The sequence below is a fragment of the Bernardetia aquimarina genome, from assembly GCF_042180575.1.
GTDB lineage: Bacteria > Bacteroidota > Bacteroidia > Cytophagales > Bernardetiaceae > Bernardetia.
Genome location: NZ_CP170094.1, coordinates 1,511,406 through 1,525,956, shown reverse-complemented (window position 1 = coordinate 1,525,956; position 14,551 = coordinate 1,511,406). Strand labels below are relative to the sequence as shown.

At 31.6% G+C, this 14,551-nt stretch carries 9 protein-coding genes; 5 read left to right on the top strand and 4 right to left on the bottom strand.

Going from position 1 to position 14,551, the window contains the following annotated elements; translation table 11 throughout:
• Positions 1–822 precede the first annotated feature (822 nt).
• The gene (hisG, locus tag ACE193_RS06430; protein WP_375562184.1) at positions 823–1,704 is read left to right on the top strand and encodes an ATP phosphoribosyltransferase; all 882 of its coding nucleotides are present in this window, start codon (positions 823–825) and stop codon (positions 1,702–1,704) included.
• 53 nt (positions 1,705–1,757) lie between these two features.
• Here the strand turns inward: hisG and ACE193_RS06425 are convergent, their stop codons facing one another.
• The 3 genes from ACE193_RS06425 to ACE193_RS06415 all read right to left on the bottom strand — a co-directional run bounded on the left by ACE193_RS06425 (position 1,758) and on the right by ACE193_RS06415 (position 4,859).
• Positions 1,758–3,314, bottom strand: a complete 1,557-nt coding sequence (locus ACE193_RS06425; RefSeq protein ID WP_375562183.1) for a PP2C family protein-serine/threonine phosphatase — start codon at positions 3,312–3,314, stop codon at positions 1,758–1,760.
• A gap of 248 nt (positions 3,315–3,562) precedes the next feature.
• Complete coding sequence (locus ACE193_RS06420) at positions 3,563–4,225, bottom strand: porin family protein (protein ID WP_375562182.1); 663 nt, start codon at positions 4,223–4,225, stop codon at positions 3,563–3,565.
• A gap of 49 nt (positions 4,226–4,274) precedes the next feature.
• Positions 4,275–4,859, bottom strand: coding sequence for a hypothetical protein (locus ACE193_RS06415; protein WP_375562181.1), 585 nt, complete (start codon positions 4,857–4,859; stop codon positions 4,275–4,277).
• Positions 4,860–5,338: 479 nt separating this feature from the next.
• Here ACE193_RS06415 and ACE193_RS06410 point away from each other — a divergent pair, with 479 nt between their 5' ends.
• The 3 genes from ACE193_RS06410 (at position 5,339) to ACE193_RS06400 (ending at position 12,353) form a co-directional block, all read left to right on the top strand.
• Entirely contained in the window at positions 5,339–9,592 is a 4,254-nt protein-coding gene (locus ACE193_RS06410; protein ID WP_375562180.1) for a gliding motility-associated C-terminal domain-containing protein, read from the top strand.
• Positions 9,593–9,690: 98 nt separating this feature from the next.
• Positions 9,691–10,788, top strand: coding sequence for a PorP/SprF family type IX secretion system membrane protein (locus ACE193_RS06405; RefSeq protein WP_375562179.1), 1,098 nt, complete (start codon positions 9,691–9,693; stop codon positions 10,786–10,788).
• 554 nt (positions 10,789–11,342) lie between these two features.
• Positions 11,343–12,353 carry an ion transporter gene (locus ACE193_RS06400; RefSeq protein WP_375562178.1) on the top strand — a complete coding sequence of 337 codons (1,011 nt, stop codon included), beginning with the start codon at positions 11,343–11,345 and terminating at the stop codon, positions 12,351–12,353.
• 198 nt (positions 12,354–12,551) lie between these two features.
• Here ACE193_RS06400 and fabD read toward each other — a convergent pair whose 3' ends face one another.
• Entirely contained in the window at positions 12,552–13,424 is an 873-nt protein-coding gene (fabD, locus tag ACE193_RS06395; RefSeq protein WP_375562177.1) for an ACP S-malonyltransferase, read from the bottom strand.
• A gap of 192 nt (positions 13,425–13,616) precedes the next feature.
• Here fabD and ACE193_RS06390 point away from each other — a divergent pair, with 192 nt between their 5' ends.
• The gene (locus ACE193_RS06390; protein ID WP_375562176.1) at positions 13,617–14,489 is read left to right on the top strand and encodes a hypothetical protein; all 873 of its coding nucleotides are present in this window, start codon (positions 13,617–13,619) and stop codon (positions 14,487–14,489) included.
• The last annotated feature ends 62 nt before the right edge of the window (positions 14,490–14,551 follow it).

Sequence of the window (14,551 nt, the reverse complement as noted above, 5' to 3'; positions counted from 1 at the left end):
AATTTTTGTAAAGTTTTGATTTTTACTCCGTTAGGAGTTTTATTTTTGTAGAAAAATAGAAACGTTAAAACTCATCTACTCCGTAGGAGTTGTATAGCATTTTTTACTATCTATTCTAAATGCTACCAATGTGTAGTTCCTAACAGAACAGAATACAGTTTCTAGCTTCTTAACTTTGCTACCAATATCAAGTTCCTACGGAACAAAAAGGCAAATAAGTGTATTAATGAGCTGTAATTTAATTACCCATGTTACACGCTCCACAAAAATTGTCAGATAACCTTCTTTAAAAGTATTCTTTTGTAGGGAAATAAAACTTTTTTGGTATTTGTTTAACACTTAATAAACTTTTAAAAATTTCATATTTATTGTATGTGTCTTTTTTTGGCTAAAAAATATTATTTTAATAAATAAAAGATACTTTTTTGTTTTACAGTAGGGAAGTAAATTAAAAATGTAGCAATCAATAATCATCTTTTTTTCGAATACAGACAAGAGTTTTTTGAATAAAAGTAAACTTATTCGTAGTTGTCAAGGTTCTTAGTGGATTAATCTTTTTTAAAAAGGTAAGTAACTGAGCAAAATAAAACATATCTAGAAAAGAATTAGAAAATGGAAATTTAAACTGTCAAGACACCTTTGAGGTGTCAGACAGATTTTGTTAACCTATAAATAATTTTGCCCAGTTACTTATTATTTTACTTCTGACTTTATTTTTTTGTAAGTTTGCTTTTTTTAAAATAGAAAAATAAGTAAAATTTCAAGGAAAACTACCAATAATTAAAATAGAATTACTCACTAGAACACAGAAAATAAATATCTATGTCGCCTAATAATACAGAAAATTCAAATCGCTTAAAAATAGCAATACAAAAATCGGGACGACTAAGTGAAAAATCCCTTGCTTTACTTAAAGAATGTGGAATACAAATCACGACAAGTCCAAATGCCTTACGTGCAGAAGCCTCTAACTTCCCTTTAGAAATTCTTTTTCTTAGAGATGACGATATTCCAGAATATGTACAAGATGGTGTTGCTGATGTTGGAATTATTGGCGAAAATGTAATGCTTGAAAAGGGAAAAAAGTTAGAGCTTATCGATAAATTAGGTTTTGCAAAATGTCGTTTGTCTTTGGCTGTGCCTAGAGGAACAACTTATGACGATGTTTCTTTCTTTGATGGAAAACGTATTGCTACTTCGTATCCAAAAATATTGGGCGAATATTTTAAAGAAAAAAATGTAAATGCCGAAATTCACATGATTAGTGGTTCGGTAGAAATTGCACCAAGTATTGGTCTTTCGGAAGGCGTTTGTGATATTGTAAGTTCTGGAAGTACACTTTTGAGCAATGGACTAAAAGAAGTAGAAACGGTTTTGAAATCAGAAGCTGTTTTGGTAGCCAATCCAGATTTTAATGGAGAAAAGCGTAAGAATTTTGAGAAACTTTTATTTAGAATGCAATCTGTAAGACGTTCGAATAAAAATAAATATATTCTTTTGAATGCGCCAAAATCAAAATTGGATGCTATTATTTCAGTTTTACCTGGTTTAAAAAGCCCAACCATTATGCCTTTGGCTAATGAGGATTGGGTTTCTGTGCATACTGTAATTAATGAAGATGATTTTTGGGAAAAAATTGATGCACTTCAAGAAGCAGGTGCAGAGGGGATTTTGGTTATTCCGATTGAAAAAATGATTGTCTAGTTTTTAATAAACCTATACTATTTTGAAAATGGTATGGGTTTATTTGACTTTGTTTACTCTTTTTCTTGTTGTGTCTCTTTCATTATTTCTCTAAATAAACGTTCTGATTCAGTTTCTTTTATTGTTTGTTGCTCTTGATTCATATCTATTTTTATTCCCACAATAGTAACATCATCTATCTGTTTGACAAAATTACACCATTCTAAAAATGTCATTTTCAAACGAGTTTTTTGTTTAAAAATAGGAAGAGTATGAATATCAAAAAATAATTGTCTTAGATTTTTACTATAAAACTTTCTATTTTCTTTTCCTCCAAACTGGTCTTGATAACCATCTGTGTACATATAAAAAATAGTTGGAGTAGCAACATCTATTTGATGTGCTGTAAATTTATCAAATGATTTTGAACTAATTTTAGATTTACCAATACTCATTTTATCACCTTGTATTGTTTCCATTTGTCCATTCTGAATATAAGTGATTGGATTTCTAGCTCCTGCAAAGTGTAATTTTTTGGTATCATAATTAATTGTTGATATACAAACATCCATTCCATCTTGGATATTATGAACACTCCCTGTAAAAAGAGTAGAAAAATAAACTTGTAGGGCATCTAAAATAAAAGCTGGTTCTGTAATTCCTTTTTCTAAAACAATATTATTCAAAAGACTTTCTCCTATCATAGTAAGCATTGCCCCTGGAACACCGTGTCCTGTACAATCTGCTACTACAATAATTTTATTATTATTTGTTTCTTTTGCCCAATAAAAATCTCCTGAAACAATATCTTTAGGACTATAAAAAACCATTACATTTTTTTCTCCAAATAAACTACTTAAATCTAAAGGAGAAGGCAAGACAGCTTCTTGGATTCGAAGAGCATATCTGATGCTATCTGTTGTATGTTTATTAGCCTGCTCTAACTGCTCAGACTGGATTTGCAGTTCCTCAGTTTGTTGTGCCAGCTCATTATTAAAAGACATTACTTTATTGCTTTGGTCTTTTAACTTACTATTTAATAGAGTTAATTTTTTTGAAGATTCATTAGAAATATAACTATAATACATCGTAACAATAATTACAATGACAGAAACACTAATAATATTCAAAATTTCGAAAACAAATGCTCCCATTTGGGAAAGAGGAGCTATTGGACTTTCATAATTAGTGTAAATAGCAAGAGCAATATAAAAAATGACGCAAGTTGCATTAATAATGTAAGCAACAATAGCATTTGTTTTAGATGTAACTAAAGCTGCTAAAATGGGAATAAAGAAATAAATATGAAAATTAGATTCCCAACCCAATAAAAAAATAGCAAAGGTAGCATGAACAAGTATCTCTAAACTCGCTAAAATAAGTAGAAGAGTAGGGTTTCTTGATAAAGTTCTATTGAAGTAAAAAATACAGGCAAAAATCGATAAACTTCCTATATTCAAATACATCATAAAGTGAGATTCAAATATAAAAAAGAGTATAAAAAACACAATATGAGCTAAAAAACCGAGTACACCTGCAGTAGAAGTAACAGCAAAATCTTTGTGTTCTTCAATAGGTAAATCTAAATAATGTGGAACATCAAATAGAATCGAAAGGGGATTAAATGACATAGAAAAGTTAAGAGAATCAAAAAAATAAAGTCAAATAAATAAGGGGAATTGACTATTTTTCAAGATACATAAGCAAAGATTTAAAGACTTGTTTATCAAGTGATTTTAATAAATATAGTGAAATAAATTTAAAAATTGAAAGATTTTTTTGATGTAAAAACAACCATAACGTCAATTCTTAAATTTATACAATAAAAAAAGAGCTTGATTGCTCAAACTCTTTTTTTTAAATTTATAAGAGATTTAGTTTAGAAAAAGAAACCAATATCTAAAGAGAAATAATGCAATAAGGCTCTAGCTTGAAATTGAGCATCTTCATCCTTTTTATTGAAACGGGTAAGTCCATTATGATAACTAAGTCCAAAGTCTAAAGTTCCTACATTGTCAATATCGTATTCTACACCTGCACCCACCAAAAAATCAACACTTAGTGGTTGGTAATAATTGCTTGTCTTACGGTCTTCTTCAGTAAAGCCACCAATATCTGTTATTGTTTTTGAAGACACATTTAGACCTAACTGACCTCCAAAAAGACCACGAATACGAAGTCCATCAGCAATATCTCCAGAACGCATTTTGAGAGCTAGAGGAAATTCTACGGCTGTAATTTTTGATTTGGTTGTTACATCAATTCCTTCAAAACTTGTTTCATATCCTTTTGAAACGATAAGCAAACCAGTATGAAAAGCAGCACGCTCAGAAAAATTAAAATCTAACATTAACCCTCCTGAAAAGCCTAGTTTAGAGCTTTGTTCGATGCCATCAATAGATTTTTTGTCTTCATCAGTTATTCGTGCATACGAAAGAATAGGATTGAATTTAAGTCCCAAACGCACAGGAGATTGAGCAAGTGCTTTAGATGAAAAGCCTACAAAAATAAAAAATAAGGCTAAAAAAGTTAGTTTTTTCATAAAAATAGAAGAATAAAAATGATAAAAATTGGTTAAATAAAGATTCAAATTACATAAAAAAACGCTTTATATCCTGTGTTAGTAACTCAAGATTAGAAGCTGTTTTTTCAGAAAAAGTAGTTAGTTCGGATGAAGAAATAGATAATGCTGGCAAAGACAAAGTAGGTGCATTATTCAAAAACTTGTCCTTTTGTTTTTCTATACGATGACGAATAGTTATTAGTTGTTCATTGAGTGTTTGTAAAAGAAGTTCTGTTTGCACTAAGGTTTGTTCTTGTTTTTGCTCAAAAGCATCTTTTAGAGCTTTTGTTTCAAACTTTTGCGACGTTTTGGCTACTTGCTTACGTAGAGAAGATATAGAAAGTGTTGTAAACAGTCTAATTTGCGTTTCTATTTGTTGAATAAAATCTTCCATAAACATCATAAAATCCTCCAAGTAAAACGGATTTTTTTCTACTATTGGAAGCATTAAGTCATCCAAAAAGCCAGCAATTTCTACAATTAATATTTGTAGTTGTTGTTTTTGAGCTTCAAATTTATCCATAGTAATTTCTTTTTGCTCTTGTATTTCTGCTTGAAAAGATTGAAGAGCTTCTAACTTTGATTGAAGAGAGTTTTGAAACGACTTTAACATAGGTTTGGAGATAGATTCTGATACAGACGTAGCAAATAAAGATATAGTATTAGTTTTAAAACTTTGAGAAGAATACATAAACAGAGTAAGGTTTGATAAAATAAATTCGTTTTTGTGTCTGTGTTCTTTTTTAACTTATTTCTAATTATACTAAATTTTAGTGCAAATTTACTGACCTTTTTGTAATTTTGAAGCATTTTAAATTTTATTGCACTTTCAAATAAGCAGAAAATATACACAAAAATCAAAATAAAGATTAAATAAATTGAGCTACTTTTCTGTTTTAGAACTAGAAAACTGTAATTTTGTGCATATACTTTCCGTTATGTATAGTGTAGCACTAATTTTACACATACAGCAGTTTTAATTCAAATAGCGTCATTCTAATTATAAATTAGAATAATCTTGCTTTTCAACTTTAGAAATTCTACGAAAAACAGCGTTCTATTACAAATAGATTAAAACGTTTCTACCATACTATGACTTCAATACAAATACTAAAACATTTTCTTACCAAAAATTTTCTACTTAAAAACAAGTTTTCTAACCTACATATAGTTTGGCAAATACTACTTTTAGGGATTTTTATAGTAGGAATAACAGCTTTTACTTCACCTATTTTAAATAAAAAGTTTGATAATTTTTTTGTTCATTCAACAATAGAAAATTCTTTTGCACAAAATAAAGCCGTTCAAAATTATTTTCCAGTCTCTTTCTCAAACTCTATTCTAAATCCCTTTTCTAAGGCTGAAATGTATCGTTTGATGTGCTTACCTGATGATTCATTGGCTTTAGTGGAGCTTTATAATGCTACTGATGGCACAAATTGGACAAACCCATGGGTTTTGACAGACCCTTGGACGACTTGGGATGGTGTCGTTTTGAATGCAAATGATAGCTGTGTCTTAGAACTAAATTTGAGCAACAAAAATATTATAGGGCAAATTCCTGCTACGATGTTTGGGGGAGATAAATTAAATCAAGTACAAAAAATTGATTTATCTAATAATGAATTAATAGGTGAAATTCCGACAGGTTTTGGTACATTACTTACTTTGGAAGAACTAAATTTAGGAAATAATGATTTGACAGGAGAAATACCTGCTTCGTTAAGTGATTTGTTATTATTACAACGATTAGATTTAAGTTTTAATTCTTTGATTGGTAATTTTCCTGCTTCTCTAACAGATATTTCGGTTCTTTTGGCTCTTGAGTCTATTAATATTGATTCTAACTTTATTGAAAATGTCCCTACTTTTCCAGTAAACCGACCTATTACACTTAATTTTGCTAATAATAGATTAAAATTAAATAGTCTTGTTCCTAATAATAAATCTCAATATACTTTTACCTATTCACCACAAGATAGTGTAGGAGCTTTCAAAATTATTAATGTACCACAAGGAGGGACATTTAAGGATACTGTTTCTGTCAATCAAATAAATGGAACAACGACTTATCGTTGGCTTCGTGCAACAAATTTAATAAACGAACAAACAGATGATAGTATCTTGGTTGTAAATAATGCAAATGTAGCAGACCATGAAGGAATTTATACAGCCGAAGTAACACACACAGGCGCATCCGATATAACTCTTAATAGAAAACGTTTCTTTGTAAATGTAATTGAATGTCCTTCTAATAATACGATTGTTACACCTGACACAACTGTTTGTGAGGGAATAAGATTACCTACTTTGGAAGGTTCGGAAGCTGAGTTAGGAGAGGTATCATTTTTTTCTTATCAATGGCAACAAACTTTAGATGGAGATACTACCAACTGGGTAGATGCTAGTAATGGAAATGTTCCAAATTATGCTTTGAATAATTTTGGTCTTACGATTGCAGACACAGCTTATTTTAGAAGAATTGTTATTCCTGCACCTAATCAAGGATGTAGCAACGATACAAGCGCAAAAGTACGAGTAGTTATTTTGCCTAATATTACAACAAATACTCTTTTTCCATCTATTCAAAATGTTTGTTTGGGAGTTGTTCCTACTAATATTTATGGTACTACTTCAGATTCTTCTGTTACAAGTCCACTTCGTTATCGTTATCAAGTTTCTTTAGACTCTGGACAAACTTGGATCGATAGTCTTCAAACTCAAAATTTTGATTTTACAGATACACTTGCTACGGCTGATACGGTTCAGTTTAGAAGAATTGTTACAGGAGCATGTGCGCCTGATACTAGCAATATAATTACAATTAATGCTATTCCTCGTGTAGTAGCTGATTCTATTTTTGAGAGTCAGACTATTTGTATAAACACTCGTCCTGATACATTAATAGGAAGTATTCCAATAGGAGGAGATGGAATTTATAAACACGTATGGCAAATAGCGACACGATTAGACACAGCAGATTGGTTGAGTGTAGATTCAACAGGAAGAAGTTTTGTTCCACCTATTGCTAATGATACTTTTTATGTCAGAAGGGTTGTAGAGAGTGCTTGTTTTGCAGATACAAGTAATATTGTTGATATTTTTATTTCTCCTGATTTGGGAAATGATACATCTGCTATTACAGCAACAAGAACACGCATTTGTACAGGCGACCCAATTCCGACCATTAATGGAACTGCCCCTACTGCCCCAACAGGTTTTAGATATTTGTGGGAGGTTTCTTTAGATTCTGCGCTTTGGACAAGCGTTGATTCAGTTCAGAATTATACGCCTGTTGATTCTACGCTTTTTGATAGTGTTTTTATGCAAATTCCTGATAGTTTTTTGGTAAGACGTTTGGTAATTGATAGTTGTCGTTCCTATCCTAGTAATGTTATAACATTATTTATGATAAAACCGATTGATAGCATCAGTAATCTAATTTCTTATGATAGTACTGGACTTTGTGAAGGCGATACAGCTTGGCAAATTAATGCAACTCAACCAACAGGAGGAAATGGGAATTATGCTTATCAATGGCAAATTTCGTTTGATAGTTTGGCATGGGCAGATAGAGATGATTCTCTGAATATTTCTAGTTTTGCTTTAATAGAACCCACTTACTTTAGGCGTTTGGTAATTGATAGTTGTAGGACAGATACAAGTAATGTAGCTTTTATTCCTGTTTCAAAACCATTTGGAATTAATCAAATTAGTGCGCCTTTTACAGAAATTTGTGTAGGAGATTCTACTACAATCACACTAACAGGAACAGAACAAGAAAATACAGGAGAGTATAGGTATTTTTATCAGCAATCAAGAGATACAGTTGCTTGGTTTAGTAGTTCTACTTTTACATTTAGTACAGGTAATTTTACACAAACACAAACTTTTGTCCCTGATACATTATATGGAGGTGAAAATTATTTCCGAAGAATTGTTTTAGGAGGTTGTGCGCCAGACACAAGCAATAGACTTTTAGTAAATGTAGTTTTGAATGCACGAAATAATTTTCTTTTTGGTAATCAAACTATCTGTCAAGGTGATACAGCTTCTACCATTACAGCAACTGGAGCAGTTGCTGGACAAGCAGGAAATATAATCACTCAATGGGAGGTTTCCTTTGATAGTCTTGTTTGGATTCCTACTGAAACAGACACAGTAACAGCTTATGAACCTGTCACGCCTCAACGGACAACGTATGTTCGAAGGAGTGTCAAGTCTGGAAACTGCCCCCCTGATTTTAGTAATGTTATAAAAATAAAAGTTATTAGATTTATAGAAGATAATGAAATTTCTTCTCCTCAAACAGTCGTTTGTGAAGGTTTTGCTGCTGATACATTACGAGGTACTTTCCCAACACAAGGAGGAAATGACAGTACAGCTTATAGATTCTTTTGGCAATCAAGAAAACTCAATGATTCGACGGCTATTTGGCGAACTGTAGGAGGTGATCAAGATTATTTTACAGGCGTAATAAATTTTGATACTGAATATCGCCGTCTTGTTCGTGTTTCTTGTTTTACAGATACTTCAAATGTTATTTCTCTTGAAATCAATCCTACTATCAAAAATAATGTTATTGATGAAGGGTTTGTAGATTGTAGCTTAGATACCTTGGGAAGACTTAATGGAACAGTTCTTTTAGATACACTCAATGAAATAGGACAGTTTCGTTATCAATGGCAAAGCTCTAGAAATAGAAGAAATTGGACAGATATTACCAATACGAATACAGCTAGTTATCTTCCTACACCAGTTGATACAACCACTTTTTATAGAAGGTTAGTTATCAATGATTGTTTTACAGATAGTAGTAATATTGCAACTATTACAATCCGTCCAACACCAATTTTGGAAATTATTCAAGATACAACAATCAATATTGGTTATGATGTACAATTATTTGCTAATGGAGGCATAAATTATATTTGGACACCAAGTGAAACTCTAACAGGAGATTCGACTGCTACACCAACTGCCAATCCTACTATAAGTACAATGTACACAGTGCGAGCCGAAAATATTTATGGTTGTGTTACGTATGATAGTGTTTTTGTAACTGTCATCGGAACACCAAAAGTGAGAACAGTAGATGTAATTACACCAGATGGAAATGGATTAAATGACCAACTTTTTATTGAAGAAATTGAGCGTTATCCTGATAATGAACTTGTAATTATTAATCGTTGGGGACAAGAAGTATTTCGTAAGAAAGGATACCGAAATGATTGGGAAGGAACAAATGAAACAGGAGGAGTGCTTCCAGCAGGAACTTATTTTTATATCATAAAATTTGAAACTGTCAGAACAATTTTAAAAGGCTCGTTCGAAATTATTCGTTAAGAAGTAATAAATCATCTACCAGTAATCAGTTAAAATCAATTCTGAATAGTAATTTTCAAAAATTAAATTGCTATTCAGATAGAAATCGAAATTATTTTATGAAACAGATACTACATATACATTCAAAATCTATTTTATTTCTAGCATTCAACTTCTTTTTAAGTAGTTTAATTTTAGGAATAAGTAGTTTTTCGAATCACTCTTTTGCTCAACAAGTACCCATTTATAGTCAGTACTTTTCTCATCCTTTTGTTCAAAATCCTGCTTGGACAGGACGTTCGGATTATAGTTCCGTTTTTATGACATATCGCTCGCAATGGGCAGGTTTTGAAGACGCACCCAAAACAGTTCTTTTGACGGTTGATTTACCTTTTTATGAATACCGTTCAGGCTTAGGTTTTTTTGTTCAGCAAGATCAAATAAAAAGTACAAGTCGTACAAAAGCAATGGTTTCTTATGGTTATCATTTGTTAGGACAATATGAAAATAGCTCAAAATTATCTTTTGGATTAATGGGAGGGCTTGTTTATAATCAAATTAATTTTGATGATTGGTTTATTCGCCATCCTACTGACCCTGTCTTGCTTAATAATACAGGAAATTATTTGGGTTTTGAATTAGGTTTTGGAGCAAGTTATACCTTTCGCCGAAATTTAGAAATTGGTCTTTCTGTACCTCAATTATTAAATCCTGCTTTTAGTCCTGAAGATGAAACAGATGATAATATTCGCCTTCAAAATCACTTTATGTTTTCTATTCGTGGAATGATTCCTGCTGGTATGGGTGAGTTTCGTCCGATGGCAGTAGTCAGACAAGTTCCAAATGTACCTATTCAGTATGAAGGTGGCTTGCAATATATGTACGATAACCAGTTTTGGGTAAGTACAGCTTATAGAAGCAATTTTTCTATAAATGTAGGTGCAGGTGTAAATTATGGACGTTTTAGTTTTGGTTATATTAGAGATTTTCCGATTGGTGATATTGTGGGAGCATTTGGAAGTACCAATGAGTTGATGTTAGGATATAAGTTTAATGAACTTCCAACTGCAGATTATGAAGGAAAACGAGGCTATGGACGTGGACTTATTCGTAAGAAAAAATATCATCCATCTCGTCCAGGTCCTCTTATGAAAAAATATCCTAAGAAACCAAAAAAGAAAAAACCAAAAGCAAAAGGAAAATATCGTAGATTCTAAAAATAAATGTATCAAAAAAAACTTTATAAGTGAGAACAAGATTTTATCTTCATTTATAAAGTTTTTTTGCATTAATCATTTAGATAAAGCAAATAAAGAGTAATTACAGATTGCGATTTTAATTCTCTATATTCTTAACCACTCTGTATTTAAAAAATAATAGAGTACGTAGAGTAAATCTATTTTCAAAATTTTTACTAAAAATACTTTGTATTACCAAAAGGAAAGTGTAAATTAGGTTAGTATTTCGATAAAAGCCGTCAAAATATTTATAAAAGCAGAATTTAAAGGTATAAACAAACCTAATATTACTTTTATTGTTATTAGCACAATGTCTATTTGGTTTCATTTAGTCTAAATTAAACTAGAAAATAAATTATTGAAACAATTCTATCCTATCTGTATAAATCTAGTATTCTTATTCGTTATCTCTTTGATTTTAATGTCAAATAATATAGAAAAATAGTGAGGTAAGTTGAATGAAAATATAAAAACAACCTACACACAAAAAAATAAAAAAGAATATGAAATTTATATAAAATATATATGTATTTATGGAGTCTTCGACACTCAAAGAAAAAAAAGTTATCCAAACTAAACCACCCGTAACCAAAGCAAAAAAGAAAACTTCAAGTAGGTTTTCAAGAGGAAGGCGATTTGCTAAAAGTAAATGGCGTATGCGTCTTGACCGTCTTTTTTTTAAATCAAATACCATTGAAGGAAAAGTGTTTGATACGGCTCTCTTGGCTCTTATTGTACTTAGTTTAGTTGTTGTGATGATGCAAAGTGTATCTGAAATTGATCAACAATATGGTACGTATCTTCTAGCTATCGAAATGGCTGTTACGGCACTTTTTGCTATTGAATATGTACTCCGAGTAGCTACTTCGCATCGTCCTATGCGTTATATCCTAAGTTTTTATGGGATTATTGATTTATTAGCTTTTGTTCCTGCTATTTTTTCTTGGACATTTGCAGGTAGTAACTTTTTTCTTCTTCTTCGTGTAACTCGTATTATCAGTATTTTTAAAGTATTGGATATGAATCAGTACACAGGTGAGGCACAGATTCTTAGTCAAGCCCTGCGTGCTAGTCGTCATAAAATAACTGTTTTTGTGATTTTTGTAGCTACAAATGTCGTATTACTTGGTTTTATTATGTTTTTGGTAGAAGGGCGAGATAACCCTGGGTTTTCAAGTATTCCAAAAAGTATTTATTGGGCAATCGTAACACTTACAACGGTAGGATATGGAGATATTGCTCCTCAAAGTGCATTAGGGCGAGCGATTGCAGCCGTTGTTATGGTACTTGGTTATGGAGTGCTTGCCGTTCCGACAGGAATTGTATCAGCCGAAATTGCTACACAAGTAACTCACAAATCAGATGAAGAAGAATTTGAAGAAGAAAGAGAATTAAGACAAGAATTAGCAAACGAAAAACATAAAAATCAACCCACAGAACAACAAGAAGCTAAAAGTATAATTGAAGAGTGTTCGCATTGTGGAGCAGAACATCATACCGAACTAGCTAGTTTTTGTTATAAATGTGGAAACGAATTAGTTTAGATTTTTAATTGCTAAGTAAAGATGCAAAATAAAATATACCTAATCTTGTATTTTAAATTGGTCAGACCTATGGTACAGACTTCGATAAAATACAAGATAGATTTTTAGGTATAAATAAAATAATTAAGCTCAATTACTTAGAAACTATTAAAGAGATGTAAAAAGAACATTCATCAAATTTCATTCACTAATCACTATTTATACAGAAGCAACTTCTGCACTTCTTTCAATTTTCTTTACCAATCCTTGCAATACTTTTCCTGCACCACATTCTGTAAATTTTGTTACCCCATCGTTGTGCATATTTTGGATAGTTTGTGTCCAACGCACAGGTGCAGTCAGTTGAGCAATAAGATTTTCTTTTATTTTTGAGGCTTCAGTATATGGTTTTGCATCTACATTCTGATAAATCGGACACGAAGGCGATTCAATTTTTACGTTATGAATAGCAGCAGCTAGTTCTTCTCTAGCTGATTCCATCAAAGGCGAATGAAAAGCTCCTCCTACATTGAGCATCAAAGCACGTTTTGCTCCAGCCTTTTTCATAGCTTCACAAGCCATTTCTACACCCTTTATCGAACCCGAAATAACAAGCTGTCCTGGGCAGTTATAGTTTGCAGGAACTACAACTTCGTCTATACCTTCACAAACTTTTTCAGCCGTTGCATCATCTAAAGCCAAAATAGCAGCCATTGTAGAAGGTTCTTTTTCACAGGCTTTTTGCATAGCTTCTGCACGTACTTTTACAAGTCGTAGCCCATCTTCAAAGGAAAGCGCACCAGCAGCTACAAGTGCCGAAAATTCTCCTAAAGAATGCCCAGCTACGGCATCAGGTTTGAAATCTGGTGTTACCTTTGCCAAAATAACAGAATGAAGAAAAATAGCAGGTTGTGTTACATTAGTTTGTTTGAGATCTTCAGTTGTTCCTTCAAACATCAAATCAGTGATTCTGAAACCTAAAATTTCGTTTCCTTTTTCAAAAAGCTCTTTTGCAGTTTCGTTTGTTTCGTATAATTCTTTGCCCATTCCGACAAATTGTGAGCCTTGACCAGGAAAAACATAAGCATTCATATAAAATAGAGTTTTATTGTTGTTTTTGTAAAATATTGTAGAATATCATAAAATTTGATAGACTAAATTAAGCCAAAAATAAGAAATTTTTATGTTCTATTAGTTCATAGATTGCTTTATCTATTTCAGACCAAAAAATATTTATGTAATTTTAGACACTCAAAGAAACAAAACCTCTCAATTAAAAAAACTATGGAAAACGAATCAGATTTTTATGCAGGTGAAGATCTTCCACAAAACAACCTCGGACTTACACCGAAAGATGAGTTTGCAAATCTTCGTATGCAAGGATATAGTGTAGAGTTTAGCGATACATTGAGTCGTTCGTGGGATTTTATGAAACCCTATTTGGGACAGCTTGTTTTCTACACACTTTTTTGTTTGTTTGCTGACCTAACTTTATCTTTTTTTATTCCAGAAATTGTAAATTTTATGGGTAGATTAGGTTATATAGTGGGTACAATAGTAAATCTTACTCTAATTTCAGCTCTTTTGGCTGGTTTTTATGCTTTTTTCAAACCCATTTATCAAAAGGATAAATCTTCGTTTCATAATTTATTTGATGGTTTTCAATATATCGGACAACTTGCTTTGCATCAAATTTTAGTTGTTGTAATAATAACTCTCCCTTTTTTGGGAATATTTTTTTTAGCACAAAAATTTGGTGTCAATCAAACAGTTGATATTTTTGATACAAATACTTACGAAACATTTACACTCTTTTTCTATTTTATTTTTGCGCTTCCTTCTCTCTTGGTTTTTACGCTCTATATTTTTACTCCTCTTTTGATTGTGGCTGCAAAGATGAATTTTTGGTCGGCGATGGAGGTTAGTCGTAAACTTGTTTTAGGAAATTATATCGGTGTTTTCGGATTTGTGCTTGGCTTTACAATCATCAATGGTATAGGTTTACTTTTATTAGGTCTTGGAACATTACTTACAATTCCTTTTACTTTTGCTGCTACCTTTATTCTTTATACAAAATTGATTGAAAAAAATGGAGGAGGAACAGATTTTAGTGGCGATTTTTATAGTGATGAAAACGCTCCTTTAGATGTTTTTTAAATAAAGTTAGAAGTCAGATTTAAGAAGTCAGAAGTAAATACAAATAAAATAATGTCTTTTTC

Bases quoted from the DNA above. Each gene is read 5' to 3' on its own strand.
- hisG (WP_375562184.1), top strand. From the start codon at position 823: ATGTCGCCTAATAATACAGAAAATTCAAATCGCTTAAAAATAGCAATA.
- ACE193_RS06420 (WP_375562182.1), bottom strand. From the start codon at position 4,225: ATGAAAAAACTAACTTTTTTAGCCTTATTTTTTATTTTTGTAGGCTTT.
- fabD (WP_375562177.1), bottom strand. From the start codon at position 13,424: ATGAATGCTTATGTTTTTCCTGGTCAAGGCTCACAATTTGTCGGAATG.
- ACE193_RS06405 (WP_375562179.1), top strand. From the start codon at position 9,691: ATGAAACAGATACTACATATACATTCAAAATCTATTTTATTTCTAGCA.
- ACE193_RS06390 (WP_375562176.1), top strand. From the start codon at position 13,617: ATGGAAAACGAATCAGATTTTTATGCAGGTGAAGATCTTCCACAAAAC.
- ACE193_RS06415 (WP_375562181.1), bottom strand. From the start codon at position 4,859: ATGTTAAAGTCGTTTCAAAACTCTCTTCAATCAAAGTTAGAAGCTCTT.
- ACE193_RS06425 (WP_375562183.1), bottom strand. From the start codon at position 3,314: ATGTCATTTAATCCCCTTTCGATTCTATTTGATGTTCCACATTATTTA.
- ACE193_RS06400 (WP_375562178.1), top strand. From the start codon at position 11,343: ATGGAGTCTTCGACACTCAAAGAAAAAAAAGTTATCCAAACTAAACCA.
- ACE193_RS06410 (WP_375562180.1), top strand. From the start codon at position 5,339: ATGACTTCAATACAAATACTAAAACATTTTCTTACCAAAAATTTTCTA.